The sequence below is a fragment of the Streptomyces sp. WM6378 genome (assembly GCF_001279695.1).
Taxonomy (GTDB): Bacteria; Actinomycetota; Actinomycetes; order Streptomycetales; family Streptomycetaceae; genus Streptomyces.
In genome coordinates this window covers 23,348-49,144 of the sequence record NZ_LGDD01000321.1, presented here as the reverse complement: position 1 = coordinate 49,144, position 25,797 = coordinate 23,348, and the positions used below count along the sequence as shown (strand labels likewise).

Sequence of the window (25,797 nt, the reverse complement as noted above, 5' to 3'; positions counted from 1 at the left end):
GAGTTGTCACCAAGGCCGGACCACTCTCCGATGCCGATCGCTGAGCCGCCCTCGACAGGCACGCAGCAACCCGGTGAACCTATGCGGTCACAGCACTAGGGCCTGTCCGATAGGTGGCTTCGACACCCTGACGTCCGTGACCAGCAGATGCCGCCGCCAGGCACGATCTGCCGGCTCACCGGCAGCGTCGCCGGGCGGGTCCCGCGGCTTGAGAGAATGGCCAGATGCAAGACATCTACGGCCTTCCCGACATGGACGAGGTGCCTCCGGCACTGCGGAGCCTCCTCGCGGCGGACAAGGCCGAGAGGGCTGCGCGGGTCCTGACGCCCGAGGAGGTTGCGTCATTCGCCAACTGGGCACGCGTTCCCGCCGAGACCGAAACGCGCTGGCTGGCCGTACTGTCCGGTGACGACGGCCTTCTTGGCTTCGAGCCACCGGCTCGCCCTGACAGTGCCTGGATCCTGCACGCCATGTACGAGGACCCGCGACGCCCGGCCACCCCGACCAGCACAGACGCTGCGATCGGCACGGAAGGCGCCAACGACGGCGACGATGAAACGGACTGGGCCACGCATCCCGGGCCTGACTGGCAGCGCCTGCGCTGGTCCGAGCTGGCCGAACGCATCGGCGACGCGATCGTCGAGGAAGGCGCCTATCCCGACCGATACCAACTGCGCTCATGGCGCTCCAAGGACCACAGACGGCCGGACAACATCCTGTGGTCGAACGAAGGCAGCCTCGACTGGGAAACCTGGCACCAGCTGATCGACCTACTCATTGAGCACAGCCCGGACGGCCCTGACACTCGCTGCCTGGTCCACTTCTGCCGAAACATGTTCTACTACCACGTCCCCACGGTGCTCACCGGCCGCCTGGGCGACGCCCACAGCCTCTACCACCATCCCGACCTGATGGCATACAGCCCCTCCAATATCTGGCCCGCTGACCGAACTTGGGTCACCTTCACTCACTTCGACCTCCACGGCACCAAGGTCGCGGGCACCGCCCCGTTGATCGAAGCCCTCCTCAACAACCCCGGCCTCGAAGCCCTCCGCCTCCCCTGGAAACCCTGACCTCGCCCGATCACCGACCTCTCCATGGATCCCGGGAGTCTCCAGACCGGGAAGAACTGCCCAGCGGATCATCGCCGGAGCCACAGCCGGATCGACACCGGCGCGATCGAGGGCGCCTGCCGGCACCTGATCGGTGACCGCCTGGACATCACCGGCGCCCGCTGGGGCCTTGCAGGCGCCGAAGCCGTCCTCAGGCTCCGCACGTTGATCGATAACGGAGACTTCGATTCCTACTGGCGTCACCACACCACACCACACGTGAGCACCAGCGCCTCTATCCGGCACCCGACCAGGAGGAATTCGCCTCTAACTGCTTGATCGCGGGGCGGCCTGGCGAACACACTGCACCGGTGAGCCCCGAACTTCCCACCTTCCGCTATCACCCAGATCCGCTCACCAGCGGGTCCATCCGCGAGAGCGCCGAGACATGTGTCTGCTGCAACCGCGCCACAGGGTGGTCTACACCGCGACCTTCTGCACCGCTCAAGAGGTAAGCGGACGCTTCTGCCCGTGGTGCATCGCCGACGGCAGCGCGGCTGAACGGTTCGCCGGCGAGTTCATGGACTCCTACGGACTCGACGGCGTCAGCGAGGAGATCCTGCACGAGGTCACCCGCCGCACGCCCGGCTTCCACGCCTGGCAGGATCCGCACTGGCTCGTCCGCTGCCACGACGCGGCCGCCTTCGCCGGCGAGGTCGGCTACGGCGAACTGGCAGCCCACCCCGAAGCCCTCGACCAGCTCCGGCAAGATCTACGCATGGGCGGCTGGCACGACGCAGCCCAACTCGATCAGTTCCTCACCCATCTTGGCGAGGGCGCCACCGCGATGGTCTTCTGCTGCACCGTCTGCGGCACCCACCTCGCCTACGCCGACGCCTCGTAACTGCCACCGGCCCGGCAGCCCGCGAGTGAACCGATCATCCCTTCAAGGGATCCGCACCCGGTCCGGACCGGCCGCCGACGCGGAACGGGCACCGGCGAGGACAGTGCCTGGCGCACGAGACGGCGATGGACGCTGTACTTCTCGGACAGAGCCCGAACCGGCAACCGCTGTTGCCAGCTGTCCCGCCGAATCAGATCAAACAGTTCCTACTTGGACGTAAGGCATCCCAAGCGCCGCCCCTGCTGGAGGTCACAGAAACCCTCTCACCGCCAGAGTCAGCGTGGGGCCACTTCAACCCAATACCACCTCTCAATACGACCGCGCGACCCTCCCCAACTGAGGCCACTCGAAGTCAACTTGCCGGGGCCGCTCAACAGACGTCGGAGTCGCTCCCCACCCGGAGAGCCGGTGAATGCAGCCACCGGCTCTCGGGGGTGGGTCACTGTGAGGTGCGCCGCCGCAACAGCCCAAGCGCGGCCAGCGCCGCGAGCGAGGTGCCCGCCACCATCCACATCGCGGCCTGCGTACCCGAGGTGCCTTCGCCGTGCGTGCGGTACAGGACGATGCCGGCAGCCAGGCCGATCGCGCCACCGAGGTTGTGGAAGGTCCACGAGGAGCCCATGGCAAGGCCGGCCTGCCGCTCAGGTACCGAGGACAGCGCGGAGACCGTGGCCGGGCCGAGGACGCAGGCCCAGCCGATGCCCATCGCCACCAGGGCCACGGACAGGAACTTCAGCGAGGTGTCCGCGGTCAGCCGGGTCAGCAGGAGCGCCGAGACGACGAACGCGGTGAAACCCACGGCGAGTAGCCTCCTCGGACCGTGGCGGTCGGTCAGGCGGCCGACGAAGGGGGAGAGGGCCGCCATGACGGCGGTGCACGGCAGGAGCAGCGCCCCGGTCGCGTACCCGCCGAAATCGCGGACGTCGTGCAGGTACAGCGGCAGCAGGAACAGCACCGTGGTGTAGAAGCACGCCAGCGCGAAGTCGGAGACGAGGGCGGTGAGGAAGGCGGGGTGGCGGAACAGCCGGAAGCTGATGATGGGGTCGGCGACCCGGCGTTCCACGAGGTAGAAGGCGACGAGTGCCACCAGCGCGAAGGCGAGCAGGAGCAGCGTACGGGCGCTGGTCCAGCCCCAGTTGTCGCCCAGCGTGAAGGCGAGCACGATCGCCGGGATGCCGAGGCTGAGCAGGACGAGGCCCGGCCAGTCGACGCCCGTCGTACTCTGCTCGTTGCGGGACTCCCGGACGCTGAACGAGCACAGGGCCAGCGCGACGGCGACCAGCGGGACGTTGATCCAGAACACCCAGTGCCAGCCCAGTGCGGAGACGATCACGCCGCCGAGGAGCGGGCCGATGGCGAGGCCGACACCGTTCACGCTGTACAGCGCGCCGATGGCCCGGCCGCGCTGGGACTCCGGGAATGCGTTCTGCACGATGGCGCCGGTCGAGGTGTACAGGATCGCCCCGGCGGCGCCCTGCAGGAACCGGAAGGCGATCAGCCATCCGATGCTGTCGGCCAGGCCCGCACCGAGCGAGGCCAGGCCGAAGACGACGGCACCGGCATAGAGGACACGACGTCGGCCGTACGTGTCGGCGAGGCGGCCCATGGTCACCATGAACATCGACAGGGCGACGATGAAGATGTTGACGATCAGCTGCAGATCGGTCACCGAGGCGCCGAGGTCGGACTGGATCTCGGGGGCCGCGGTGTTGACGATCGTCAGGTCGATGCAGCCGAGAAAGCTGATCAGACCGACCCCGGCGAAGGCCCACCACTTGCGGTCGGGCGGAGTGGCCTTCGGCGGTGCCGTCTTCGCCGTCGAGGGCGTCGTTGATGGCGTCACAGTGTCGTGTCCTCTGTACCGGATTGATGGTGTTGTTCTTCAGGCTGCCGACTGCTCGGAGGTGGCAGCCCGCTTCTTGAATCTCAAGGACAGCCAGCCGCCCTTGCCCGGGTATTCATCGGTGACGAAAATCCGTTGGGTCTCGGCCATGGCGGCTGTCATCGGCTGTGGATAGATAATGTAGTCGTAGCCTTGATGCGCCCACATCGGCATGATGATGGGGCATTCCTCGACGAGGTATTCCAGGCATCCTTTGAAAGCTTGCTCCGTTTCCGCGCCCGGATCGCGGGACGTGAGGCGGTCGATGAACTTTGCAATGGTGGCGTCTACCGCGCTCTTGTATTGCGGGTCGTGCGCATAGGCGTCTTCGATGCGCTGACGGAATTCTCCGTATGAGGGATCGTTCAGGGCCTCGTCCCAGCGCAGTACTTGATTGGGTACGGTCAGTTCTCCGAGGATCTTTTCATTGCGCTCAATCCATTCGTCGCCCTGGTCCAGTGCGCGCGCGTAGGCATCTGCGGGCGACACTTCCAGGTAGTTGGATCGTTGCAGTGTGTCGGCGACCGCGATGGTCAACTCCCGGAATCCACTGCGGTTGACGAGTTCCACGGTGGCCCGGAGCTTGTCGCCTTCGTGGTAGCGCTGGCCCACGCTGACCAGTAATACGGCCCGCGTTCCGGCAAGGGTGAGCGATTTGGCTGCCTCGCCGAAATTGGCCTTGGTCCGGCCGTCGATGACGTAGTTGTCCATGCAGCGTCAGCTCCAGAGCTCAAGCGGGCGATCGGCGCCGTAGTAGCCGAGGAAGTGCCCCAGGGTGATGCGGGGCTCGTCGCCGGAAGGGCGTACCGCATGGATCTGGCGTGGGTTGAGGAACAACAGGTCACCAGGGGCGGGCTTGATGACCTCCAGCGGTGGGCCGAGCTGGTCGCGCTCCAGGCCCCAGACCCGTTCTCCCTTGAGGTCGTTGTAGGCCTCCTCGCCCGGCTCGGTGCCCCACAGCTCCAGTTCACCGCCGGTCTGCGGAATGTTGACGTAGATATTGGCCGAGAGCTGCGCCGTGAGTTCGACGGAGTGGTCGGCGGGCAGGTTGCGCTCCAGAGCATCTGTGTGGGGATTGAGGTCCACATCCTTGTCCTGGTAGCGGCAGATGCCGATGAAGGCCTTGCGTTCCTCGACGTGCAGGAGATTCGCGCCCGTTTTCCAGGTTTCTTCAACAAGCAGTCGAAGAACATCGCTCGGCGATGCGTAAGGAGAGAAAATATCTCGCATGCGCTGGATGTTGGCGCGCGCCTCCGCGTGATAATGGTCGCGCGAGGCGAAATCGCTGATCTCGGAATAGGCGAAGCCGATGCGCTGGAACGCGGTGTCCTGGCTCAGTCCGCCGCGGTCTGGGTGGTCAAAGAGTTTCTTCCGAGCCGAAGCCAAGGCTTCCGGATGGATGAACCCCGGTATGTGTACGGCCAGTGCCGTGCCCTCGACGAGGGCCTGTAAGTCCTCGTGGGAGAGCGCCTCGGCCGTGGTGCGCCTGATGGTTGTCATGCCTGCCTCGTAGGTAGCCGGAAAAAGAAAGGCCTTCTTTTTCTGACCTTCCGTGGCAACTACACACGGTTTGGTTCCATCGTGTCAACCGTGATCGCGGACAGTTAATGTCGGCGCAAAGAAGGGTGGCCGGAACGATCCCTTGTGGCCGGGATTCCATTGCTGCGCTCCATATGGATGGTGCGCATGTGGGGAAAGCGTGTGCACGGCGCGAAGGCGCGGGCCGGGACTGGAGCTGCCCTGAATCGAGCCTTGCTTCTTCGGCACGCGGCCCGTGCGGCCGCCGACGCCCGCCGACGCCCGCCTTCATCAGGCCGCCTGAAATGCCGACGCCGCCCGCGCCGGGGTCGGCGTGGGCGGCGTCGGGCGGTGTGCCGGTGCGCGTCGTTCGTCGGCGCGGGTTCGTCAGCCGGTGGACCCGGATGCCTCCTTGTGACGGTTCACTTGCGTTCGACCTGAACGGTCAATGTGGCACCGCCGGCATCGCTACGGCTGCAGCACTGCCTTGGACGCGGCAGCCGCGTACCGGCGTCAACTCCAGACACCGCCACGCCCCTCTACCGAGGCGGCGACTGCCCTTGCCGAAAACCTCGTCCGCCCTGGTGGGAAGCGCCGTGCACGGCGTATGGGATCTTGGTGGTGGTCGCTGGAGATGGCGCTCTGGCGCGTGTGCCGAGAACTGCGGGAACACGATCGATCGTGCTGCTGCGACTGGCCTACCTGGGTGTGACGAACGCGTTTGCCGTGCTGCGCTTGCTGCCCATAAGTGACCGGGGCAAGCACGTGGAAATCCTGGCGCTGCGTCATCGGATTACGGTGCTGGAGCGGCAACTGGGCGGGGACAGGCCGCGGTTCGGGCCGAGCGATCGGGCGTTCCTTACGGCATTGCTGCACCCGCTTCCGCGCGATGCCTGCGTCGACTGCGGTTGCTTGTGCACCCCGACACGGTGCTGCGATGGCACCGCAGCCTGGCCGCTCGTCACCACGCGTCCTGTTCCCGGCCGAAGCGCTCTGGCCGCCCACGCACCGTGCACGCCATCCGCGTCCTGGTGCTACGCCTGACTCGAGAGAATCCCACGCGGGGCTACGGAGGGTGCACAGCGAATTGCCCGTGCTCGGGATCAACGTGGCCGCTTCCACGGTGGGGGAGATCCTCAAGGAGGCCGGGATCGACCCCGCGCCCGAACGGAGCTCCAACACGTGGGCCGACTTCTTGCGCTCCCAGGCCGACGCCCTGTTGGCCTGCGACTTCCTCGAAACGGTCACCCGTGACCGGAGCGCGGCTTCACGTATTCGCCGTCATCGAGCACGCCAACTGTCGCATCCGGATCCTCGGCGCCACCGCGCATCCGACCGCGTCCTGGGTAGCGCAGGCCGCGAAGAACCTCGTCATGGTCCTTGAGGACGCTGGCTGCCGGGCGCGCTGCATAGTCCGTGACCGGGACGGGAAGTTTCCCGAACTGTTCGACACCGTCCCCGTCGACGCGGGGATCCAGGTCGTGCTCAGCGGGATCTGCATGCCGCGTATGAACTCCCTTATGGAGCACTGGGTGCAGACCTGCCGCCGGGAGCTGTTGGACCGCACGCTCATCTGGGACCAGCGCCACCTCCTGCACGCGCTACGCCAGTTCGAGGAGTTCTACAACGACCACAGGCCCCACCAGGGCATTACGACCGCCCGCCTTCTCTTCGCCCATGCCGAGCCAATCGACAGGCCTGAATCAAATCGCTCACCTCGACGTATGTGAACCGACCGACTCGGCGGCCTCCTCCACGAGTACAAACATGCGGCCTGAGCGGGGCGGATGAGGTTTTCGGCAGGGGCGACGGTGCGCTGGTGCTGGCGTGTGATTCTTCAGAACAGGCAGGGCTCTATGCCGACCTATTCGTCGTCGAAGCCGAAGTCGAGGTCGATGCCGTCTTCGGTGTGCAGGCGGGTGTCGAGGTCGGTTGCCCAGGCGTTGGCCCGGGTGCGCAGGTCTGCGAGTTGGCTCGGGGTGAGGCCGTAGTCGTAGAAGGCCTGGTCGTCCCACCATTCGGCGCCGGCGAGGTGGTCGCGCAGTTCGTGGAGGTTGAACTCGGTGCGGGCGTGGCGGCGGCCGAGGGTTTCGAGGTCGGCGGTGGTGTGCTGCCGGGAGGCGGCGTGGACGTCGATGAGGTCGTGGACGGCGCTTCGGTCGGCCAGGGCCCGGACTTTGGTCCCGATCACGTCGTCGAGAGGACCGGGCCGTACTCGGTGGTGGCGGGCGGCGCCCAGAAGGCTTCTTTGAGGACGTCGACCTCGCACTCCTCGCCGGTGTTCGGGTCGCTGACGATGAGCCGGCCCGACAGCGGGTCGGTTTCGATCTGCCGTACGGCCCAGCCGCGTTCGGTGAGGCCCGCGCTGACCGTGTGGATGATCTCGTCCATGGGGGCGGGATTCTCCGTGGCGACATCGAGGTCCTGGCTCAGGCGTTCGACGAGACCGTGGGCTTGGACGGCGTAGCCGCCGGTGACGACCAGAGGGTAGGGGGTGCCGATGTCGAGCAGGTCGGCCAGCAGGCGGCGGTGCAGGTCGTTCAGGTTCATGCAGCGGTCGCGGTCCGGGTGGTGGTCAGCTCGGGGAAGGCGTCCTCCCACACGTCACGGACCAGGCGGCTGATCAGGGTCCGCAGCACCGGCCACTGGGCGATGAGCAGGTCCCGGTTCAGGAAGTTGACCACGTCCTGCTGCTGTCCCTCGGCGAGGACGGTCCGGTACAGGCCCATCCGCGGGCGCAGGGCGTCCACATCGAAGGAGCGCCGGCCCGACCAGACCACGTGCAGCGGCAGGTCGACCATGCCGTGCGCGGGACCTTGCAGGTCCTCCAGCCGGGCGGGCAGCCGCCGGATATAGCGGCCGCGCAGGATCTCGCCGGCATTGGGCACCGGGAAACGGGAGGACGTGACAGCCATGCCCCGATTATCGCCAGCTGGACCGCGCCGGTCACCCCGGACACCGAACTGGATGCCCCACGCGGTGGGACCGGGGCGGGGACCGGCGGGCGGAGGCGGACCGAAGCCGCCGCACCGGTGACCGGGACACCCGTTCAGCGCCGGGGAGCGGCGGCGGTCCTGTAGGCCGGGTGCGGCGCGGAGGTGGCGGCGAGGGCGTGTAGGTGGCGGCGGGCCACCGAGCCGGAACCGAGCAGCAGCGCGCCGGGCGTGAAGTGCGGCTCAGCCAAGTGCCGTTCGAGGGCGGGCAGATAGTTCCGGCGGATTGCCGGGTGAGCGGAGCGGGCGTAGTGGTGCAGGTCGCCGTACGGCAGCCAGGTCGCGGCGCGAGCAGGGCCAGGGCGCGGTTGTGCGGGTACAGGCGCAGGCAGCGGCCGGCCTCCACCCAGGCTGGCGTGCCGGTGCGGGCCTCAGGGCCGAACCAGGTGTGCTCGTTGATCAGGCCTAGCCAGGCGAGCTCCGCAGGTACAGCAGCAGCCGCGGCACCAGGACCCCGAAGACCACAGCCGTCCATCCGCCGGCGAGGACAAGCTCGCAGGACACGGTCTGACTACTGCAAGGTCTTTGGCGTGACTGGTTGCCGAGCTGTTCACTGGCCTAGGTATGGATGGGGATCTTGGTGATGTCAGAGCGTAACGGGGAGGCTAGCGAGGTGCCGCGAGTACGTCCTGGAGTACGTTCTCGAGTGTGACGCGGGCCAGCTCGTGTCTCAGGGTCTTCTCGATGCCCTCGTAGATGCCCTGCATCGCCGGCTGGATGCCGTAACCCACCACACATCCCTGGTCCGGGGTGGTGCGGTGCATCGCGAACAGCGGGCCGGGTTCCACTGCCTCGTACACGTCGAGCAAGGTCATCGACCCCAGTTCGCGCGCCAGCGACCAGCCCGCACCCACGCCCCGCCGGGACTCCACGAGCCCGGCCCTGCGCAGCTCGCCGAGCAGCCGCCTGATCACCACGGGGTTGGTGTTCGCGCTGGTCGCGATCTGCTCGGAGGTGGCGACCTCATGGCCCTGGCGCTGGTAGAGGCCGATCCAGGCCAGCGCGTGGGCGGCAATGGTCAACCTGCTGTTCGCACTCATGAACCCTCTTCTCGGCCGCAACGCTTTATGTTACGACGGCGCAGTCGTAACAGCGAAGGTTGCGACAAGCTGTCGTAACAATTATTGTTGCAACCGTCGGGAAGGGTCAATCAACGAGGTGAGAAGAATGAGCAAGCCACTCACGGGCAAGGTCGCCCTGGTCACCGGCGGGTCGCGCGGACTGGGCGCCGCGACCGTACGACTGCTGGCCGAGCAAGGCGCCGACGTCGCCTTCACCTATGTCAGCTCCCAGAAGCAGGCGCAGGCTGTCGTCGACGAGGTGCACGGCAAGGGAGCGAAGGCTGTCGCTTTCCAGTCCGACCAGGCGGACATGAGCCGGGCGCCGGCGCTGATCAACGACGTGGTCGCGCACTTCGGGGGCCTGGACATCCTCGTCAACAACGCGGCGATCTCGGTGGAGCAGGGCCGCACGGTGGACGACCCGGACGCCGACACCGCCGCACTGGACCGGATGCACGCCACCAACTACCTCGGCGTGATCGCCGTCATCCGGGCCGCCTCCCGGGTACTGCGCGCGGGCGGCCGCATCATCACCGTGAGTTCCGGACTGGGCTCCCGGGTCGGCGCCCCGGGCCTTGCCGACTACTCGGCGACCAAGTCAGGCATCGAGAGGTACACCATGGGGGTCGCACGGGACCTCGGGCCCCGCAACATCACGGCCAACGTCGTGGAGGCCGGACTCATGGAGGGCGGCATGGAAGGGCCGGACCCCGAGACCCTCAAGGCCCTGGTCGGCTCGCTGTCTTTGCAACGCATGGGTCACCCCGAAGAAATCGCCGCGGCGATCGCCTTTCTGGCGAGCCCCGCCGCGTCGTACGTCACGGGCGCGGTGCTAGACGCCCACGGTGGCTACAACGCCTGAACCGGAACCCCTGCGGCGCGCCCCGAAGGACATCGCGCCTTCGGGGCGCGCACCGACCGCCAACGACCCGCGGGTGCGCGGACCGCTCCCACGTGCGCGCGAAAGAGGAGGAGCCGCGACCGGTCCGTCGCCGGTCGACCGGCGGAATACGGACAGCAAGCACCAGCTGATCTGGGCAAGGGCACCACGCTGCACGTCATCACGACCGCCGGCAACGTCAAACGACACCACCCAATCCCTATTGAGGGTGCCGATAAATCATCCGCACAGGTGAGAGCGTTGATCACCGGTCTTCGGCTGACGACGGCCACCAGGGAGAGGACGGCGAACGCCTGGGCGCCGCGCTCGATACGATTCAGCCAGCACCGTCGGGCGAGTTGGTCTCGCGCAGCCAGCACCGAGTTGCCGCTGTTGTCGCTCACGACGGGGAACTGCTCGTCAGCCGCCCATACCCGGTCGGGTGCAGCATCATCCAGACTCCGGGCCATCACGACAGCCGATCAGCGGGCGGACGCTTCGGTCAGCCGGACGCTGTAGCCCTGCTCTTCCATCAGGACGACCGTGACACCGAACGGTTCCAGGTGGTTGAGCTCGAGCGGGGTGAAGGCGGAGTTCACCGCGACCTGGATGGGCGGCACCAGCTCGCCGCCGGGCTGCGGCGGTGGGTCCAGCTTCCAGTCGGGAGCCACCGATGCCCAACCCTCAGGGCTGCGAGCCAGGAGCTCCTCGTCGTACGGGAACCGGTGCAGCTCGTGCCCGGCCGTGGTGGCGCGCACCATGTTCAGGCACGGCGCCGGGCCGACGACCGGCAGCTCACAGGCGGTCGCCATGTCATGGGCCTCCCGCGCCAGGACGACCTCGTCCGCGCTCGCGGCCGCGGCGACGTTCGAGAGTTCCGCGATCCCGTTGAGTGCGTCCTCGCCCACCTTGATCGGGCGGATTCAGATCAGGCCGACGAGCTCGCCGCGTACCAGCGGCATGATAAACCGGGCGTGGCACTGCCCCCTGGCCGAGGCCTGCCGTGTACGCGCTCTTCACCGAGCCGACCAGCGCCGCCCACATCCGTGTCTCCACGAACTCTCTCCGCTCATAGCCCAGTTTACGATCACCGAAGACCCTGCCGCACCGATGTCTGCGGCTCACCAGATCAAGGCCGAGGATCGCCCCTCGGTAGTTGCGTGAACAGTCGCCACCGGTTGCCCGAAGGCGAGTTGAGGATCGCTGTACCGGCCCCGAGTGTCAGTGCGGTGTGCTGGACTGGAGTACTGGCCTGCGGCAGTCCGGATCCCGCGGCGGTGTTGCTGCCCGCATTCCCGTGCCGCAGCAGGCCCGCCACCGGCTCGCCGGTGCCGCCCGCTCCGTGGTCGACGAAGGCCATCAGCGGATCATGCCCGAACCTCTTCTTCCAGGTCGCAGCGGCGTCCTGCTTCTCGGAGCGGGCCAGCACGAGCACCCCGTCGATGTCCACGACCACGTGTCCGTCGGCATCGGGCGCCGCCGCCCCGGCCAACGTCCATACCCGCCTGAGGACTTCGGCCCGCGCCGTCGTGATCGTTTCAAGGGCTCTCGGCCCGGCCGCGGCCAGGGCATCGATCAGGCGGGAGACCGTCGGGTCGGAAGCCACCGGCCCGAACACACCCGGCTCCGCCCGCAGCATGCCCACATCCGCGACAGCTCCGGACTTCTTCAGGGGCAAGTTGCTAGAGCGGCGGGCTCGAAGTGCGGCTCTCGCAGAGTGCCGTCTCGACGGCGGATGTCAGGTCGTCGTTCTGGGCGTCCGTGGTGCCCGGGTAGAGGTTCACCATGGCTGTGGCCTGCCTGCCGTCGGCCGTGCCGGCGCCCGTGGTCTGGTAGCCGGGGATGCCGCCGTCGTGCCCCCAGGCGAGGCCGCCGCAGGGCAGCGGGTGGCTCTCCAGGCCGAGGCCGTAGGCCCCGCCGCCCGGGTCGCCGGTCGGACGGGTCCGCATCATTTCGTGGAGCTGGGCCGGGGCAAGCAGCTTGCCGCGCAGGAGTGCGTCCAGGAAGCGGTTGAAGTCGGCACCGCTGGAGATCATGGAGCCGCTCGGGCCCGCGAGCGTGGGGTTGAGTGCGGTGATGTCCTTGAGTGGCGCATCCTTGGCCGGCCGGGCGTAGCCGCGCGGGTGCGGCCCGCGGATCTCCGGGGCGTCGTCCGGGACGGACGTCTGACGCAGGCCGAGCGGTTCGATGACACGTCGGCGGATCTCGTCGCCGTACGGGTGGCCGGTCACCTGCTCGATGAGCATGCCGGCCAGCAGGTATCCCGTGTTGGAGTAGCGCCAGTCGGTGCCGGGCTCGAAGGCCGGAGGGTGGGCGAGCGCGAGCTTCACGAGGTCGCGGGTGTCGTAGTGCGCGAGTGGGTTGTTGAGGACGTCCTCCGGCTTGAGGTAGTCCAAGTAGTCGGGGATGCCGCTGGTGTGCTGGAGGAGCTGACGGATCGTAATCCTGCGTCCGTCGTTTCCGTGGCCGCGGACGACGCCGGGCAGGTAGCGCTCCACCGGTGCGTCGAGGACGACGCGGCCCTCGCCCACCAGTTGGAGGATCACGGTCGCCACGAAAGGCTTGGTCATGCTGCCGATCCGGAACCGGCTGTCCCCGCGCATCGGCGCGTGGGTCTTCACGTCCGCGACGCCGCTGGTCAGCACCGCGCCGCCGGGTCGGCTCCCCAGTGCGACGAGCGCACCGGGACCGCCGTCCTTCGTGGTCAGCCGGTGCAGGAGCACGCGGAGCTGGGGGTGGTCGGCAGCGGCGTCGTCGGTGGTGGCGTGCGCGGCGTTCTGCCACGCCGAAGTGTCGTCGCCGCGCGCGCAGGCTGTGCCGCCGGCCACCGCGACCAGTGCGAGCAGGCCGCCCAACGCGCGTCGGTATCGGGTCATGTGTGCGTCCTCGGAGGTGAGTGCCGTCATGGTTCGGCGCCGCGCGTCGTACTCGGGATGACGCGTCATCCTGCGCCGCCACCATGCTGTCCGGGACATACGGGGCAGCGCGATGGGGCGACCGCCCGGATCGGGGGTGGGGACAGCCCCAGGGGCCCCGGGGTTCACCGTCCCGCGCGGACGCCGCAGGCTTCCAGTCCTCATCGATCGCGGCGAGTTCCTTGGCTCGCCGCTCAGCGCGTACCGGTCTTTCTCCAGTCCGCTGGGGCGCCGGATGGTGGTCAGGCCACTGCACCCACCGGCTTGTCGAGCGCGGTGGCGTGCCGCGGTGCGGCCAGCGTCCCGGCCTCCGGGAAGTGCGCGCGCCGCCGCGAGATTCTCCTGGAGTGAGGTGTCGGCGGTGTCCCACCGGATCGCCAACTGCCGTGCTGTCAGGGGGTGTAGTCCGCCCGATCGAAGGGCGTACCCGGTCCCGGCTCTTCGTGAAGGCCCCCCGTCCACGCCGAGCTCGGCAAGCTCTGGTTGGGCATTGGGCACCTGCTTCCTGAGTCCGGCCGTCCACGACGATCCGCTCGGTTGCGTGAGCTGCTCGGGCAACCCGTCGCGCCGCACCCTGTGCTGACGCGGAACCACGATCGGCTGCTCACACTGGACGCAGCGCGCGAATGGTCGCCAGGCCGGTCCACCGCCTTCGGAAGCTGATGACGTGCTGAGTCGTGCCCCAGAGGGCTATCGGAGGCTGACCAGGGCTGTTTCCCACTGGGCGTTGCTCGTGCCGGTGCGGCTGCAGTCGTCGGAGTGGGTGGCGCGGTGGGAGGCGACGGTCAGCCGGTAGGAGGACAGTTGGAGTTGGGGCAGCCGTTGCCACCCGGAGGTGAGGTGGGGGGCGGGTCCGCTGTTGCTTTCCACCGCGGCGAAGACGAGGTCTCCGGGCGTGCAGCCGTTGCTGATACCTACGGCGATGGGGCGGCTGCCGTGGTCGTACGGGCCGAAGCACGCGGCTTGGCCCCGGGCCGCCGTGATGTCGTGGAACTCCTCGACGGCCACGTGGTACTTGCTTGCGTGCGGCCACGTGAGGTGGAAGCTGTCGCCTGCCTGGTGGAGGAACGCAGGGACCAACCCGCGGGAGGAGGGGGCAGACCGGCACGATCACTTGCGGGACGACCACGGCACTGAGACGACGCTCCCATGCCCGCGCTGTCAGGTCATCGGCGACCAGGTCGGGCTGCCCTTCGGGGGTCGCGACGGCTGCCTAGTTTCCCTTGGCGGCTTCCTTGAGCTTCGAGCCCGCGGAGACCTTCACGCTGTAGCCGGCGGGGATGTTGATCGGGTCGCCGGCCTGCGGGTGACGAGCGGTACGCGCGGCGCGGTGGGTGCGCTCGAAGGTCAGGAAGCCGGGGATGGTGACCTTCTCGTCGCCCTTGGCGACGGTCTCGGCGAGAGCGGCCAGCACGGCGTCGGCGTCCTTGCGGGTCACCTCGGCGCGGTCGGCCAACGTGGCTACCACGCCACTGCGGTTCATGTTCACACTCCCGTACTCTTCGCACCCGCGGTGGGCGTGAGTGAGTTCTGCGACGCCGATGCTGGCAGGTACCGCTGACAAGAGCCGCGGCGGATCGTCGTACAGCGGAGCGGGTCGCTGTGACTGATCGGGAATGCAGGAGCCGGTCAGACGCAGATCCAGCAAGAGGGGCGATGCCCTTAACCCGGCTCGCCAGGTCAACGGCGTGATCGGGGAACTCGGCAAGGCCGTCCGGGTCTGGCGGCGCGGTGAACACCTCCTATGCGGCCCGTGCCTGGGCAACACCGTGCAGCGAACAGCGCACAGCGATCACCGCCGCCGTCCCGCAGCCTGACGGCCGGCTGTGGTGTTTTCACCTCGGAGTCACTCCGGGGGTCACCTGTTTCGGTGCCCCGGCCTGTGGCCGGGCCACCGAAACAGGTGGTGACTGTTACTTGCTGAAGGCGCTGTTGTTGCAGCCCATGCTGGAGCCCAGGGAGGTCTGCTGCGAGCCCGGGTTGCCCTCGCCGTTGAGGCCGTTGCCCAGCAGGCCGTTGAGGATGCCGACCTGGCCGAGGATGTCGAGGTTCAGGTCGTGCGACCTGCAGGTGGTGCTCTGCCCGATGTTGAAGCGGTCGCCGCTCTTCCCGTGGCCTCCGTCGTGTGCCTGGGCTGTGCCGGCGGCCAGCATTCCGAGGCTGCCGAGGGCAGCGACCAGCACGGCGGCCTTGCGAAGCTTGTGCATGTCATCTCCGGTGGAGCGAAGTGGACGCGATCTGCGACAGATCGTTCGTGTGGCTACAGGGGTAATACGACGTATCCCTCAAGCGCCTGGCGGCGCGCCGAATGCGGGGAATCCTCACTGCCTTGGTCGATTGCGGCGGGCCCATACCCTGCCCCATGAGTGCTGAGGTTGAACTCGTCGGAGCTGGATCGGACGGTTTCCTGGTGCGTATGTGCACGCGTCGGGAACGAAGTCTGGTGCACGAGATCATTCCTCATGGCGCCGGAACATGATTCGGTCATAGCGCTGGCCCGGCAGGCCGCGGTGTGGTCGGCTGATGTCCTGGGTATTAAACGTGCAGAGTTTTACCCGGAGTTCACTGCAAGTGAATTTTCTGTCGCGGTCCGAATGAAATATGTGGCCGTTGGTGGGGTAATTTCCCCTGCTGGCATATCGAATCGGGCCCAAAGGCGGCTGCCTTGCTTCCGCGGGGGATCGTCACTGGCAGGTCCTGCGGCTACGACGCGCCCACCGCACCTTGAAGCCGTCGGTGGCCCCCCGCAAGCCCGGATCGTTTCCTGCTGTCGAGTACCGCCTTCATCACGTTCTTGGGCCAACCCCCGGGCCGAGAACTCCCACCGGCGGAGTTGTAAGGAAATATCCCGCGTGTTCTACCTCTTGACATCGCTGGTTGCCGAGCCAGGCGCCAACCAGCACGCTATTCCCATGTGGCTCCGGCCCACCAGGCAGCAAGGACGGGCGATGAAGGCTTCCGCCCCATCGGTGCCGCCGAGGATTCCTCGCCGCGTTCAGCCGGTTCTCACCCCGCTTCCCGCCGCGCCGTCACGTACTCGCCGCCCGTGACTGCCTGACCGAAATGGCCCGCCGATTCACCGCCTGGAAGCGGAGCGCCGGTCTGTCCGGACCTCCTGGACACGACGCGCCCTCGGAGCTGACCGCGGCCTCGACCAACCCGACTGCGCCCCAGCACGGCCAAGTTGAGAAGGCCCGGGGGATGCCTCGCCGTAAGCGGGCACGGCGCGCAGAAAGCCCCAAAATCCCAAATGGCTACATTCTGTGTGTTTATGCTCATGTTTGGTAGTCCGGTCAGGGCTTCACACCTAGACAGGGAAGAGTCGAATGATGCGTAAGTTTCAGCGGGCTGCGGCGGTAGCCGCAGCGGTCGCGGGGCTGTCCATCCTCGGTGCCGGCGTCAGCTTCGCCCACGACGGCGGGGTCACTGCGGTGGCTTCCTCGCAGGCCAACGCTGTGGCCAACAACGGCGGTGGCGGCTGGGACGGCGGCCCGGAGCACGGCCGGGGTGGCGCTCCGGTGTTCGCGCCGGAGAACGGTGCCGGTGTCAGCTACGGTCAGGACCACGATGGGGACCACGGGGACCACGGCCCGGACGGCGAAGGCCAGTAGAGAAAACCCTAGAGCTCGGCGCGCACATTTCGGGGGGCTGCGGCCGAAACCGCAGCGATCGAGGGCCGGGTAACTCTCCACGGCGGGCCGGACAGGCGTTTCGCGAGTGGTCGCGCCGCCGCCCACGGTAGGGACTGGGCAGTTTGGGCAGTTTGCCTGTTACGCCGAGGGGGTTGCGAGTGCACCAGGGTCCCGGGGCTGCTCAGGCCTCGGGACCCTGATGTGTCTCCGTCGGGTGCAACGACACTTCCCGGCCTGTTCGCCACGCTTCCCCCGCCCAACCCATGCCGAGTTCGGCGAGCTGCTCGTCGTTCAGTTTGTCGCGCCGGGTTGTCTGGTTGGAGACCCATACCCCGAGCCGTACGTCGTGGTCCTGGCCGTCGACGACGATGCGTTCGGTGTGCTGCCGTGGAATGACGGTGCGCTGCTCACGCTCGACGTACTGCGCGAGCGCCGCCAGGCCCCGCGTGAACGCCTCCCCGCCGCGCCCCGCCCCCGTCTTCGCGCCGCCGGACGGCGGGGCCTTGGGCGCCGGTACGGCGGATTGCACATGGTCCACCGTGATCGGAAGGCGGCTCGCGGGACGAGCGCACGCGCAACGGCTGGTATTACTGGGGCATGCAGGAAGAGACGGCACGCTCCGCGATCGACACGTTCATCTCCGCGTTCAACGCCTCGGACGACAGCTATGTGACTGCCCTGCTCTCCCAGGCCCTGACCTCAGACGTGGTCTTCTGGGGACCGTTGGGCCGCAGCGAAGGAATCGCGGCGGTCGAGCGGTTCGTGCTGGACATCCGGCGCCACCCGGCAGGGACCGGCACGATGGTGCGCTGCTCAGCGGTGGACATGCCTGACGAATGGGCCCGGTACCAGTGGGTCTTCACCACGCCGGATGGAGGCCCCCGCCTGGCGGGAACGGACGTCGTCCATCTGCGACGGAGCCTCATCGACCAGGTCATCGTCTTCGCGGGGGAGATCGAGCCGTCCGCCTCCTGAGTCATCCTTCTGTTGCTCTCCTCCTCGTGAACTTGTCCCTTTCGGCACTCCGGGGCTGCGGTTCGCGGTCTCGGCGTCGTGCAGGGGTAGTTCACCTTTCCAGGGCCGATGTGCCGGTTCGCAGCCGGGTAGGGTCCCGGCAGCACCAGAGAACGGAGCCTCATGAACGACGCCTGGTGGCCGGGTGCGATGTCTGCCTGGGCGAGATGGCGGACGGCGAGGGTGTGCTCGAAGTGGACACCGCGAAGGCCGACCGGGCACTGCATCCGCGTCGTAGATGGTCCAGCGGCATTCTGCCCCGTATGCCCAGGGAGTTGAACGGCGGCTCGGTCGGCGACACGTAGGACGTCGGCCGGCGCCGCACGGGGCACCCTTGCGTGCGTCATCGATTGTGGTCGGGGCGGCGGGGAGGGATGGGGGGCACAGCGATCCTTCGCAGTAGCGCCAGACTGCCAGTAGGCCCCCGCCGGGAGGCGGATCTGGTCCGTGGCCGGGACGCCGCTGTTCCCAACGACGGCTGCTTCCTACACTCCCCAGCACGGGGGTATCTGCGGCTGCCGTTCGGTGGCCCCGGCGGTGCTTCGTGCCGCGTCTCGCGATTGACCCCACCCTGGACGGAGGAGGACCACGTGGTGCTCCTGGACCTGCAGCAGCTGCCGGTACGCCCCGAACCCCCTGCCAGCCTTGGGCTGGCGGCGAAGAGCGCCGGCAGCATCCTGCTCTGCCCGAGCATGGTGACCGTGATCTTCTGCTTCGACGAGCCGGAGTAGCGCGGCGGTGGAACTCACGCGGAAGCCCCGGCCGGGAAACAACCGGCCGAGGCTTCTCCGTCTGCGGCCCGCGCCCTCACAGGCGCTGACCTGGATGCGGGTGGCGGGTGGGATGCTGGCATGCATGAAGCCGTGGACGCTGAGTGACATTGAGCGGGCGCTGCGTGCCAGTTGGGCTGCTGACACCTGCTCGCCCGATGATGTGGAGCGGGCGCCGTGGCGCCCGGGAAACCCGGCCTGGGGGCACTGCGACATTACGGCCCTGGTCGTCCGCGACCTGTTCGGCGGTGTCCTGATGCTTGGTGGAGTCCGCGCCCGCGATGGTGCGCAGCAGGGCTTCCACTGGTGGAACCGTCTGCCGTCGGGCGTTGAACTGGATCTGACGCTGGAGCAGTTCCGGGACGGACAGACCGTCACCGAAGGCAAGGTCGTCGAGCGGCCGCCGGGGCGGCTGCCGCGTCGCTGGGAGGAGTACCGGCTGCTGCGGGCACGGGTGGAGACCTGGCTGGGGCCGCTGCCGGCCCCCTGACCGGGACCGGGAGGCGGGCCTGAGCCTGGCCCCCACCACGTCCGCGACGAGCGTGAACCGGGCCGAGCGCCGAGCGGCAGGCCAGGGCGGCGCCACCGTCGTTGCCCGGGCCGGGTGCGGAGAGTGGGCGAGGTGAACCGTGCCGCCGGCGAGCTGCACGAGCTGGACACGGCTCAGCCGGTCCCGGCGCATCTTCTGATCTGACCGGCAGCGCATGGGCGTTGAGCGGCTCACCGCAATCGAAGGGGGACATGTGGGCGTATTCTGTGGGTATCTGTCTCTTTGGGCGCGGGAGTTGTCCCCGGGGGCCTGTCGGATCGGGCGGGGGGTGCTGGGTGGGTGTGTCGGGCCGGGGGCCTGGGCCGGGCGAGTACTGGAGTATCGCCGAGGACTGCCGCGGCCTGCTCGGCGAGGCTGGCCCGGTGGAGCGCCTGGACCAGGCCGAGGAAATCCTGAGCTGTATGTGCCGTCATCTGACCCGGCTGTCCGCCGCGGCGGAGGCGGCAGCGGCGCTGCTGCCCGGGGATGATGAGCTGCGCTCCCAGCTTCTGGCGGGGGCGGCCGCAGCGCAGCGTCTTCTGGTTCTGGCGCCGTCTGCGGTGCTGCCCCGTACGGTGGCGCGGACGCAGCAGATGGCGAAGCTGGGTCTGCTGCTGGTGCGTTGTCTGGCCGATCTCGGCAGTCGGCCTGCCGGAACCGGAAGCCGGGCCGGGCTGGGTGAGACCGGGGCGGGGCGGGGCAGCGGTCCGCACGAGCCCTGATCTGGCCGTGCCGTAGAGCCTCGGCTCGGCGTTCGTCTGATTCCTGGGCCGTTTGGCAAGGGCGCGGCCTTCAGGTCTCCCGGTTGGGTCGGTGTGGCGGGCGTCTCGTGGGCAGGCGACGACGGAGGACGCGTCGGCCTGCGGGCGTTGCGTTGGCCAGGGAGGAAGTCCCGTGCCCCTGGCGTCCGTTGAGGAGTGTGCTCCCTCGGTCTCAGGGGAGCCCTGCCGGTGGGCCCACGCGGCACCCTGTCACATGCTGTGGTGTCCACGGGCCCACGGCGTCACCGACTGCGCCCGGGGCGTTCCTTCCGGGTGTCCCAGCGCCCTGCGGCGCGGGCCCGGGGGACGTCATCTCTGCTGCGGCAAAGGCCGTACGGCGTCTGTGGTGGGGCCGTCCGGTCCCGAAGTGGTCCCCGTGCGGCCCCTCCCGCCCGCGGGTGTGCGGTGTTAGAGAGGGGCAAGGGGGGAGTCTCTCGCTGGCGGGCCGTGATCACACCCTCAGCCCCCGGGGGCCGCGGCCGGGGAACGACGAGGGGCTCTCCCGCCCCGCTTCGGGGTGTGTTACCGCTGCTGCGGGACTGCGGCGATCGCTCCTCTCATGTCCGCAGGGGTGGCCGGCAACGGCGGGTGTGCGGGTGTCATCCGGGTTGGGGCACGCAGCAAGGACGAAGGACCGGGTCTGCGTTGTCGGTGCAGGTGCGGTTCCGGCCGCTCACCGAACAGGTGGTGCAGCCCCCCTCGGGGGGAGGGTGCAAGGAGACGCGTGTTCCGTGAGGTTCGGTGCGGACGCGCTGTTTCCTGTGTTGAGTTAGGACGGTCTGGGGGCGCACTGCTACGGCGTGAACTGGCCTGCTTCCGGTCTGGGGCTGGGGGTGACCTTTACGGGTGCTGCGGCGTTGTCCGGGGCGACGCGTGTTGTGAACCGAGCCCCCCCGGTTTCGCGTGGGCGACGGGTCCCGGCTTCGGCCGGGACCCGTCGCGTGTTGCGGTGTACGGCGTCCGGTCCGGCCGCGGGGCCGAAGAGATAGAGGGCCATGCGCCGGACACCGTCCCTATGGGCGCGGGGCTGTGGGGATACAACGTCGGCGCACGCCGGCCTCCAGCCCGGGGCGCCCAAACTGAGCATCTATGCATAAATGTGCGATCGAACATATAGATGCGAATATGTACGTATTGTCATACCTGGGGGGTGCGTTGCTACGTTCTTCGCAAGCGGTGAACCACCCTGCACCAGGCGCGAGTTGGGCCTCATGCGGGGCTGGTTTTCCTTTCTTTTCTTCCCCGGAGGAGACGTCATGAAGAAGACGTACGAGGCCCCCACTCTGGTCCGCCGCGGCGGCTTCCGGACAAAGACCGGCCTGCTCAGGACGAACGGCAACGACCGCCTCATCCTCAGCAAGAACTGAGGCCGGGCGACTGATCTCAGGCCATGCCCTCATCGCATGACTATGCGGGCACGGGCTGTGGCGGCGCGTACTTCGCGGTCCTTCCGGACTGCGGGGGCGCGTCTGCCGCGGCCCGCCGCCTCCCTCGCCATCCTGATGTCCGGACAGTCGACCACCCCTCCGGCAGGCCATGGATCACCGGCAGCTGGACCGATGACGAATGCGTCACCGCCACCACGCGTCGGGCCGCGCTCGCCGTAGTGGGCTGCTGTCCCGTGGACCCGGATGTCCTGCGGCGCCACGCCGAGCGGCTGGACGACCTCGCCGGACTCGACACACTGGCCCGCGCCCTGCCCGGCAGCTTTCACCTGGTGGCCTCGCTGGACGGCCGGGTGAGGATCCAGGGCACCGCCTCCGGCCTGCGGCTGGTCTTCCACGCGAACGTTGCGGGAGTCACCCTGGCCGCCACCGCCGCCGACCTGCTGGCCTCGGCCACCGGCGCCGATCCCGACCCCCGTGAACTGGCCATCCGCCTGCTGTGGCCCGTTCCCCACCCCCTGCACGAGACGTCCCTCTGGCAGGGCGTGACCGCCGTGCCCCCGGGCGAGGCGCTCCACCTCGCGTCCGACGGGCGCACCGTGCGCACCTCCCGCTGGTGGACACCGCCCGAGCCGGTGCAGCCCCTCGCCGTCGGCGCCCCCCTGGTGCGGCAGGCGCTCGCCGAAGCCGTGGACGCCCGCACCCGGCAGGGCGGCGTGGTCAGCTGCGACCTCTCCGGCGGCCTGGACTCCACCTCGGTGTGCTTCCTGGCCGACCGCTCCCCGGCCCGCGTGCTCGCCAGCACCTGGCCCGGTCGCGACCCGGCCGACGACGACCTGGAATGGGCCAAGAGGGCCGCGGACCACCTGCCCGACGTCGAGCACGTCGTGTGGGACGCCGACGACTCCCCGCTCGTCTACACCGACCTGCTAGACATCGACGACCCCATGGACGAGCCGACCATCGGCGTCATGGACCGGGCCCGCGTCCTTCACCACCTGCCCGGCCTCAAGGAACGCGGCAGCCGGCTGCATCTGACCGGCATCGGCGGCGACCACATCGCCTGGTGCTCCGAAGCCTACTACCATCAACTGCTGCGCCGCCGCCCGCTGTTCGCCCTGCGCCAGCTGCGCGGCTTCAAGGTCCTCTTCGACTGGCCCCTGCCGGGCATGGCCAGGACCCTGGCCGACTCCCGGCCGTACGGCAGGTGGCTCGCCGACGCCGCCGCGCACCTGCGCGACCCCTTCCCCCTCACCGTCACCGGGGCCCTGGGCTGGTCGGCTCCGCCCCGCCTGTTCGACTGGGTCACTCCCGAGGCCGAAGGGCTCGTCCGCGAAGCCATGACCGAGACGGCGGCAACCGCGCGGCCGCTGCATCCCGACCGCGGCCTGCACACCGATCTGGAGGCCATCCGCGACTGCACCCGCGTCGTCCGCCTGTGGGACGGTATGGCCGCCCGCGCGGGTGTGCCCATGGCCTCGCCGTTCTTCGACGACCGGGTCATCGAGGCGTCCCTCGCCGTCCGGCCCCGCGAACGAGTCACCCCGTGGGCCTACAAACCGCTGCTCACCACGGCCATGCGCGGCATCGTCCCCGACGAGTGCCTGCTCCGCGCCAACAAGGCCCACGCCTCGATGGACGCCTCCAACGGGCTGCGGGAGCACCGCGGCGACCTGCTCGCCCTGTGGGACGACTCCCACCTGGCCCGCATGGGCCTGGTCGACGCAGAGGTCCTGCGCGCCCTGGCCCGCCGCCCGGCAACGCCCGGGCTGCAGGACGCGATCCTCTACTCCACCATCGCCTGCGAGGTCTGGCTACGGAGCCTGACGCGGAGAAAGGGGCACGGCACATGACAGTGCGACTCAGCGCCGACATCTGCACCACCGAGACCACCTACGGAACCGTCCTGCTCGACCAGCGCAACGGAGAGTACTGGGAGCTCAACCCCACCGGCACGCTCGTCGTCCGCACGCTGCTGGAGGGCGGCGACGAGGAGGACGCGGTCGACGCGCTCATGGCCGAGTTCGACATCGACCGCTCGCAGGCCGCGCGGGACGTCGTCGCGCTGACCGAGCAACTGCGGGCCTCGGGGCTGGCCGCATGAACGGGCGCAGCGAGCCACTCATCGGGAGGTCAGCGCCGCTCATAGGGAGGGCCCCGCTCATCGGGTGGTCCGCGCCACTCATCAAGGGGTCAGCTCCTCGCGAACGCGAGGCCGAGCGCAGCGAGGTTTCGGCATGAGTACCCCCAGCGCCCTGGCCCGCCCCACCGGCGTCCCCCGCGCGCACCGCATCGGCGCCCGCGCCGTCCTGCCCGCGGCCTACCTGATCGCCCGGCTGCCGCCCCGCCGCATCCTGGCCCTGCTGACCTTTCTGCGGCGCGGCGCCGTGCCCGCCACCCCCGGCCGGGCCCACGCCGCCCGGGACGCGCTGTGTGCGGCGAGCCTGTTCTGTGCCGGGCCGCGAGGCTGCCTGCCGCGTTCCCTGGGCGCCGCGCTGCTGTGCCGCCTGTGGGGCGTCTGGCCCACCTGGTGCACCGGCATCCGTGCGGTGCCCCCCTTCAGTGCCCACGCCTGGATCGAGGTCGACGGCCGACCGATCGGCGAAGGCGTCCCCGACGACTACTTCAGCCGCCTGATGAGCGTCCCCCCACCCTCCCGGAACACGCCGTGACCGAGCAGGTCGCCACGGACCCCGGCCCGCGGTCCGGCGACGACACCCCGCCACCGGACCCGGCCGGGGACCGTCGCCCCGGCGTGCCGGGGGCGGTCGCCACCATGGTGCGTCTGACCGCCGGCCACCGGTCCGCGATCGCCGTCGCCTCCGTTCTGACCCTGGCAGGATCCGCGATGGGTCTGGCCCAGCCGCTCGTCGCCCGGCGCATCGTGGACGCCGCAGGACACGAGCGCCTGCTGGGACCGCTGTTGCTCCTGGCCGTCCTGTTCGTCGCCGAGGCGGTCACCGGCGCGGTCGGCCGCTTCCTGCTCGAACGCATGGGGGAACGGGTGATCCGGACCATGCGTCACGGGCTGGTTTCCCATCTGCTCCGCCTCGACATGCGCGAGTACGGCCGGCACCGCAGCGGCGACCTGATCTCCCGCGTCACCGCCGACACCACCGTCATCCGCGAAGCCGCGGCCCAGGCCCTGGTCGACCTGGTGACCGGCATCCTGGTCTCCGTCGGCGCCCTGGCGCTCATGGCGTGGATCGACCCTCTCCTGCTCCTCCTCGTCGCCTCCACCGTCGTCGCGGCAGCCGTCGTCGTCGCCTCGCTGCTGGCCGGTATCCGAGCCGCCGCCGAACGCACCCAGGGAGCAGTCGGCGACATCGCCGCCGACCTCGAACGAGCCCTCGGCGCACTGCCCATGGTGCGGGTCCACTGCGCCGAGACCCGCGAAGCCCGACGGATCGGCACCCGCGTGGAGGCCGCCTACGACGCCGGTGTGCGCACCGCCAAACTGGCCGCGTTCATGAGCTCGGCGGTCGAACTCGCCGTCCAGGGCTCCTTCCTGCTCGTCCTGGTCATCGGCGGCATGCGCGTGGGCGGCTCCGAGTCCCTCGGAGAACTGGTGGCCTTCCTCCTCTACGCCTCCTACCTCGTCGTCCCGCTCTCCTCCGTCTTCCGCGCCATCGGCCTCATCCAGCGCGGCATGGGTGCCTACCAGCGCGTCGACCAGGCCCTGGCGCTCCCCGAGGAACCCACCGGCCCCCAGCGCGCACCCGTGCGCCCCCGCCAGGCCACCGCCCGGCCCGCCGACGCGCTCGCTCTCCGCGAGGTCCACTTCGGCTACCTGCCCGGCCGACCCGTCCTGCGCGGCGTGTCCCTGTCTGTGCCCCACCGCGGCCAGATCGCGCTCGTGGGCCGCTCGGGCGCTGGCAAGACCACAGTCTTCTCGCTCGCCGCCCGGTTCTACGAACCCCAGGCAGGCGCCCTCTCCTTCGACGGGCACCCCGCCCCCGAACTGACCCGCCGGGAGTGCCGGGCCCGCATCGCCCTGGTCGACCAGAACACCCACGTCGTCCACGGCACCCTGTGGGACAACATCACCTACGCGATGCCCGACGCCGACCCGGCCGAGGTCCGGCAAGTACTGCGCCTGGCCAACCTCACCGACGTCGTCGACCGGCTCCCCGGCGGCCTCTCCTGCGTCCTGGGCGAGCGCGGCACCACCCTCTCAGGCGGCGAACGCCAGCGCATCGCCCTCGCCCGCGCCCTGCTCACCCGGCCGGCACTGCTCCTCCTTGACGAACCGACCTCACACCTGGACGCCATCAACGAAGCCGCCCTCAGCCAGGTCATGCGCGACATCGCCCAGCGGTGCGCGCTGCTGGTCATCGCCCACCGCCTCTCCACCGTGCAGAACGCCGACCGCATCTACCTCCTTGACGCCGGCCGCATCATCGCGGCCGGCACCCACGAGGAACTCCTCAACCGCAGCGCCACCTACCGGGAACTGGCCGACGCCCAGACCCTGCGCGGCCCCGGCGACAGCAGCTGACGA

General features: G+C 69.1%; 26 protein-coding genes and 4 pseudogenes. 16 read left to right on the top strand and 14 right to left on the bottom strand.

Annotated elements, in window-relative coordinates; genetic code table 11:
- The first annotated feature begins 251 nt into the window (after window positions 1-251).
- The 3 genes and pseudogenes from ADK54_RS33655 to ADK54_RS33650 all read left to right on the top strand — a co-directional run bounded on the left by ADK54_RS33655 (window position 252) and on the right by ADK54_RS33650 (window position 1,956).
- Window positions 252-1,073, top strand: a complete 822-nt coding sequence (locus tag ADK54_RS33655) for a hypothetical protein (RefSeq protein WP_234392312.1) — start codon at window positions 252-254, stop codon at window positions 1,071-1,073.
- Between the two features lie 90 nt (window positions 1,074-1,163).
- Window positions 1,164-1,319: pseudogene (locus ADK54_RS45295) on the top strand (ISKra4 family transposase); the annotation flags it as partial.
- A 104-nt stretch (window positions 1,320-1,423) separates the two neighbouring features.
- A pseudogene (locus ADK54_RS33650) lies at window positions 1,424-1,956 on the top strand (CbrC family protein).
- A gap of 439 nt (window positions 1,957-2,395) precedes the next feature.
- On the opposite strand, the gene ADK54_RS33645 reads toward ADK54_RS33650, so the two are convergent.
- The 3 genes from ADK54_RS33645 to ADK54_RS33635 are packed head-to-tail and all read right to left on the bottom strand — an operon-like array spanning window position 2,396 to window position 5,338.
- The gene (locus tag ADK54_RS33645) at window positions 2,396-3,799 is read right to left on the bottom strand and encodes an MFS transporter (RefSeq protein WP_234392310.1); all 1,404 of its coding nucleotides are present in this window, start codon (window positions 3,797-3,799) and stop codon (window positions 2,396-2,398) included.
- 39 nt (window positions 3,800-3,838) lie between these two features.
- Window positions 3,839-4,549: a tRNA-dependent cyclodipeptide synthase gene (locus ADK54_RS33640; protein ID WP_053729577.1), complete on the bottom strand. Its 711-nt coding sequence runs from the start codon at window positions 4,547-4,549 to the stop codon at window positions 3,839-3,841.
- A gap of 6 nt (window positions 4,550-4,555) precedes the next feature.
- Window positions 4,556-5,338, bottom strand: coding sequence for a 2OG-Fe(II) oxygenase (locus ADK54_RS33635; RefSeq protein WP_053729576.1), 783 nt, complete (start codon window positions 5,336-5,338; stop codon window positions 4,556-4,558).
- Between the two features lie 1,268 nt (window positions 5,339-6,606).
- On the opposite strand from ADK54_RS33635, the gene ADK54_RS48955 reads away from it, so the two are divergent.
- On the top strand, window positions 6,607-7,086 hold the full coding sequence (locus tag ADK54_RS48955; protein ID WP_420717451.1) for an integrase core domain-containing protein: 480 nt from the start codon (window positions 6,607-6,609) through the stop codon (window positions 7,084-7,086).
- Between the two features lie 134 nt (window positions 7,087-7,220).
- Here the strand turns inward: ADK54_RS48955 and ADK54_RS33625 are convergent.
- From ADK54_RS33625 to ADK54_RS33615, 4 genes and pseudogenes are all read right to left on the bottom strand, one after another.
- Window positions 7,221-7,906, bottom strand: a pseudogene (locus ADK54_RS33625) (nucleotidyl transferase AbiEii/AbiGii toxin family protein).
- Window positions 7,903-8,271: a hypothetical protein gene (locus tag ADK54_RS33620; protein WP_053729575.1), complete on the bottom strand. Its 369-nt coding sequence runs from the start codon at window positions 8,269-8,271 to the stop codon at window positions 7,903-7,905. Before ADK54_RS33620 ends, ADK54_RS33625 begins: the two are co-directional and overlap by 4 nt.
- Window positions 8,272-8,405: 134 nt before the next feature.
- Window positions 8,406-8,540, bottom strand: a complete 135-nt coding sequence (locus ADK54_RS48390; RefSeq protein WP_267887058.1) for a hypothetical protein — start codon at window positions 8,538-8,540, stop codon at window positions 8,406-8,408.
- Between the two features lie 414 nt (window positions 8,541-8,954).
- On the bottom strand, window positions 8,955-9,389 hold the full coding sequence (locus tag ADK54_RS33615; RefSeq protein WP_053729574.1) for an Rrf2 family transcriptional regulator: 435 nt from the start codon (window positions 9,387-9,389) through the stop codon (window positions 8,955-8,957).
- Between the two features lie 127 nt (window positions 9,390-9,516).
- On the opposite strand from ADK54_RS33615, the gene ADK54_RS33610 reads away from it, so the two are divergent.
- Window positions 9,517-10,272, top strand: coding sequence for an SDR family NAD(P)-dependent oxidoreductase (locus ADK54_RS33610; RefSeq protein WP_053729573.1), 756 nt, complete (start codon window positions 9,517-9,519; stop codon window positions 10,270-10,272).
- A gap of 500 nt (window positions 10,273-10,772) precedes the next feature.
- Here the strand turns inward: ADK54_RS33610 and ADK54_RS33605 are convergent, their stop codons facing one another.
- The 6 genes and pseudogenes from ADK54_RS33605 to ADK54_RS33580 all read right to left on the bottom strand — a co-directional run bounded on the left by ADK54_RS33605 (window position 10,773) and on the right by ADK54_RS33580 (window position 15,412).
- Window positions 10,773-11,198, bottom strand: a complete 426-nt coding sequence (locus ADK54_RS33605; RefSeq protein ID WP_234392309.1) for a hypothetical protein — start codon at window positions 11,196-11,198, stop codon at window positions 10,773-10,775.
- A 362-nt stretch (window positions 11,199-11,560) separates the two neighbouring features.
- A pseudogene (locus ADK54_RS33600) lies at window positions 11,561-11,944 on the bottom strand (transposase); the annotation flags it as partial.
- Window positions 11,945-11,972: 28 nt separating this feature from the next.
- Window positions 11,973-13,166, bottom strand: coding sequence for a serine hydrolase domain-containing protein (locus tag ADK54_RS33595; protein ID WP_053729584.1), 1,194 nt, complete (start codon window positions 13,164-13,166; stop codon window positions 11,973-11,975).
- Window positions 13,167-13,895: 729 nt separating this feature from the next.
- On the bottom strand, window positions 13,896-14,213 hold the full coding sequence (locus ADK54_RS33590; protein ID WP_159047972.1) for a hypothetical protein: 318 nt from the start codon (window positions 14,211-14,213) through the stop codon (window positions 13,896-13,898).
- Window positions 14,214-14,418: 205 nt separating this feature from the next.
- Window positions 14,419-14,688 carry an HU family DNA-binding protein gene (locus ADK54_RS33585; protein ID WP_053729583.1) on the bottom strand — a complete coding sequence of 90 codons (270 nt, stop codon included), beginning with the start codon at window positions 14,686-14,688 and terminating at the stop codon, window positions 14,419-14,421.
- Window positions 14,689-15,118: 430 nt separating this feature from the next.
- Window positions 15,119-15,412, bottom strand: coding sequence for a hypothetical protein (locus ADK54_RS33580; RefSeq protein ID WP_053729571.1), 294 nt, complete (start codon window positions 15,410-15,412; stop codon window positions 15,119-15,121).
- A 1,119-nt stretch (window positions 15,413-16,531) separates the two neighbouring features.
- Here ADK54_RS33580 and ADK54_RS33575 point away from each other — a divergent pair.
- Window positions 16,532-16,816 carry a hypothetical protein gene (locus ADK54_RS33575; protein ID WP_053729570.1) on the top strand — a complete coding sequence of 95 codons (285 nt, stop codon included), beginning with the start codon at window positions 16,532-16,534 and terminating at the stop codon, window positions 16,814-16,816.
- 202 nt (window positions 16,817-17,018) lie between these two features.
- Here ADK54_RS33575 and ADK54_RS33570 read toward each other — a convergent pair whose 3' ends face one another.
- The gene (locus ADK54_RS33570; protein ID WP_053729569.1) at window positions 17,019-17,366 is read right to left on the bottom strand and encodes a helicase associated domain-containing protein; all 348 of its coding nucleotides are present in this window, start codon (window positions 17,364-17,366) and stop codon (window positions 17,019-17,021) included.
- Between the two features lie 68 nt (window positions 17,367-17,434).
- On the opposite strand from ADK54_RS33570, the gene ADK54_RS33565 reads away from it, so the two are divergent.
- From ADK54_RS33565 to ADK54_RS33535, 10 genes are all read left to right on the top strand, one after another.
- On the top strand, window positions 17,435-17,812 hold the full coding sequence (locus tag ADK54_RS33565; RefSeq protein ID WP_030216423.1) for a hypothetical protein: 378 nt from the start codon (window positions 17,435-17,437) through the stop codon (window positions 17,810-17,812).
- 176 nt (window positions 17,813-17,988) lie between these two features.
- Window positions 17,989-18,156 (top strand): hypothetical protein, encoded by a 168-nt coding sequence (locus ADK54_RS46410; RefSeq protein ID WP_159047971.1) that lies wholly within the window; start codon window positions 17,989-17,991, stop codon window positions 18,154-18,156.
- 285 nt (window positions 18,157-18,441) lie between these two features.
- Window positions 18,442-18,582, top strand: coding sequence for a SapB/AmfS family lanthipeptide (locus tag ADK54_RS45285; RefSeq protein ID WP_107090682.1), 141 nt, complete (start codon window positions 18,442-18,444; stop codon window positions 18,580-18,582).
- 124 nt (window positions 18,583-18,706) lie between these two features.
- Window positions 18,707-19,111 (top strand): YunG family protein, encoded by a 405-nt coding sequence (locus ADK54_RS33560; RefSeq protein ID WP_053729568.1) that lies wholly within the window; start codon window positions 18,707-18,709, stop codon window positions 19,109-19,111.
- Between the two features lie 251 nt (window positions 19,112-19,362).
- Window positions 19,363-19,872, top strand: coding sequence for a DUF6415 family natural product biosynthesis protein (locus ADK54_RS33555; protein WP_267887057.1), 510 nt, complete (start codon window positions 19,363-19,365; stop codon window positions 19,870-19,872).
- A 1,295-nt stretch (window positions 19,873-21,167) separates the two neighbouring features.
- Window positions 21,168-21,278, top strand: coding sequence for a keywimysin-related RiPP (locus tag ADK54_RS45280; protein WP_107090681.1), 111 nt, complete (start codon window positions 21,168-21,170; stop codon window positions 21,276-21,278).
- Window positions 21,279-21,301: 23 nt separating this feature from the next.
- On the top strand, window positions 21,302-23,149 hold the full coding sequence (locus ADK54_RS33550) for a lasso peptide isopeptide bond-forming cyclase (protein ID WP_053729566.1): 1,848 nt from the start codon (window positions 21,302-21,304) through the stop codon (window positions 23,147-23,149).
- A complete protein-coding gene (locus ADK54_RS33545; protein ID WP_053729565.1) occupies window positions 23,146-23,400 on the top strand; it encodes a lasso peptide biosynthesis PqqD family chaperone in 255 nt (84 codons plus the stop codon). Before ADK54_RS33550 ends, ADK54_RS33545 begins: the two co-directional genes overlap by 4 nt.
- A gap of 133 nt (window positions 23,401-23,533) precedes the next feature.
- Entirely contained in the window at window positions 23,534-23,968 is a 435-nt protein-coding gene (locus ADK54_RS33540) for a lasso peptide biosynthesis B2 protein (protein ID WP_053729564.1), read from the top strand.
- On the top strand, window positions 23,965-25,794 hold the full coding sequence (locus ADK54_RS33535) for an ABC transporter ATP-binding protein (protein ID WP_420717449.1): 1,830 nt from the start codon (window positions 23,965-23,967) through the stop codon (window positions 25,792-25,794). Before ADK54_RS33540 ends, ADK54_RS33535 begins: the two co-directional genes overlap by 4 nt.
- Window positions 25,795-25,797: the final 3 nt, after the last annotated feature.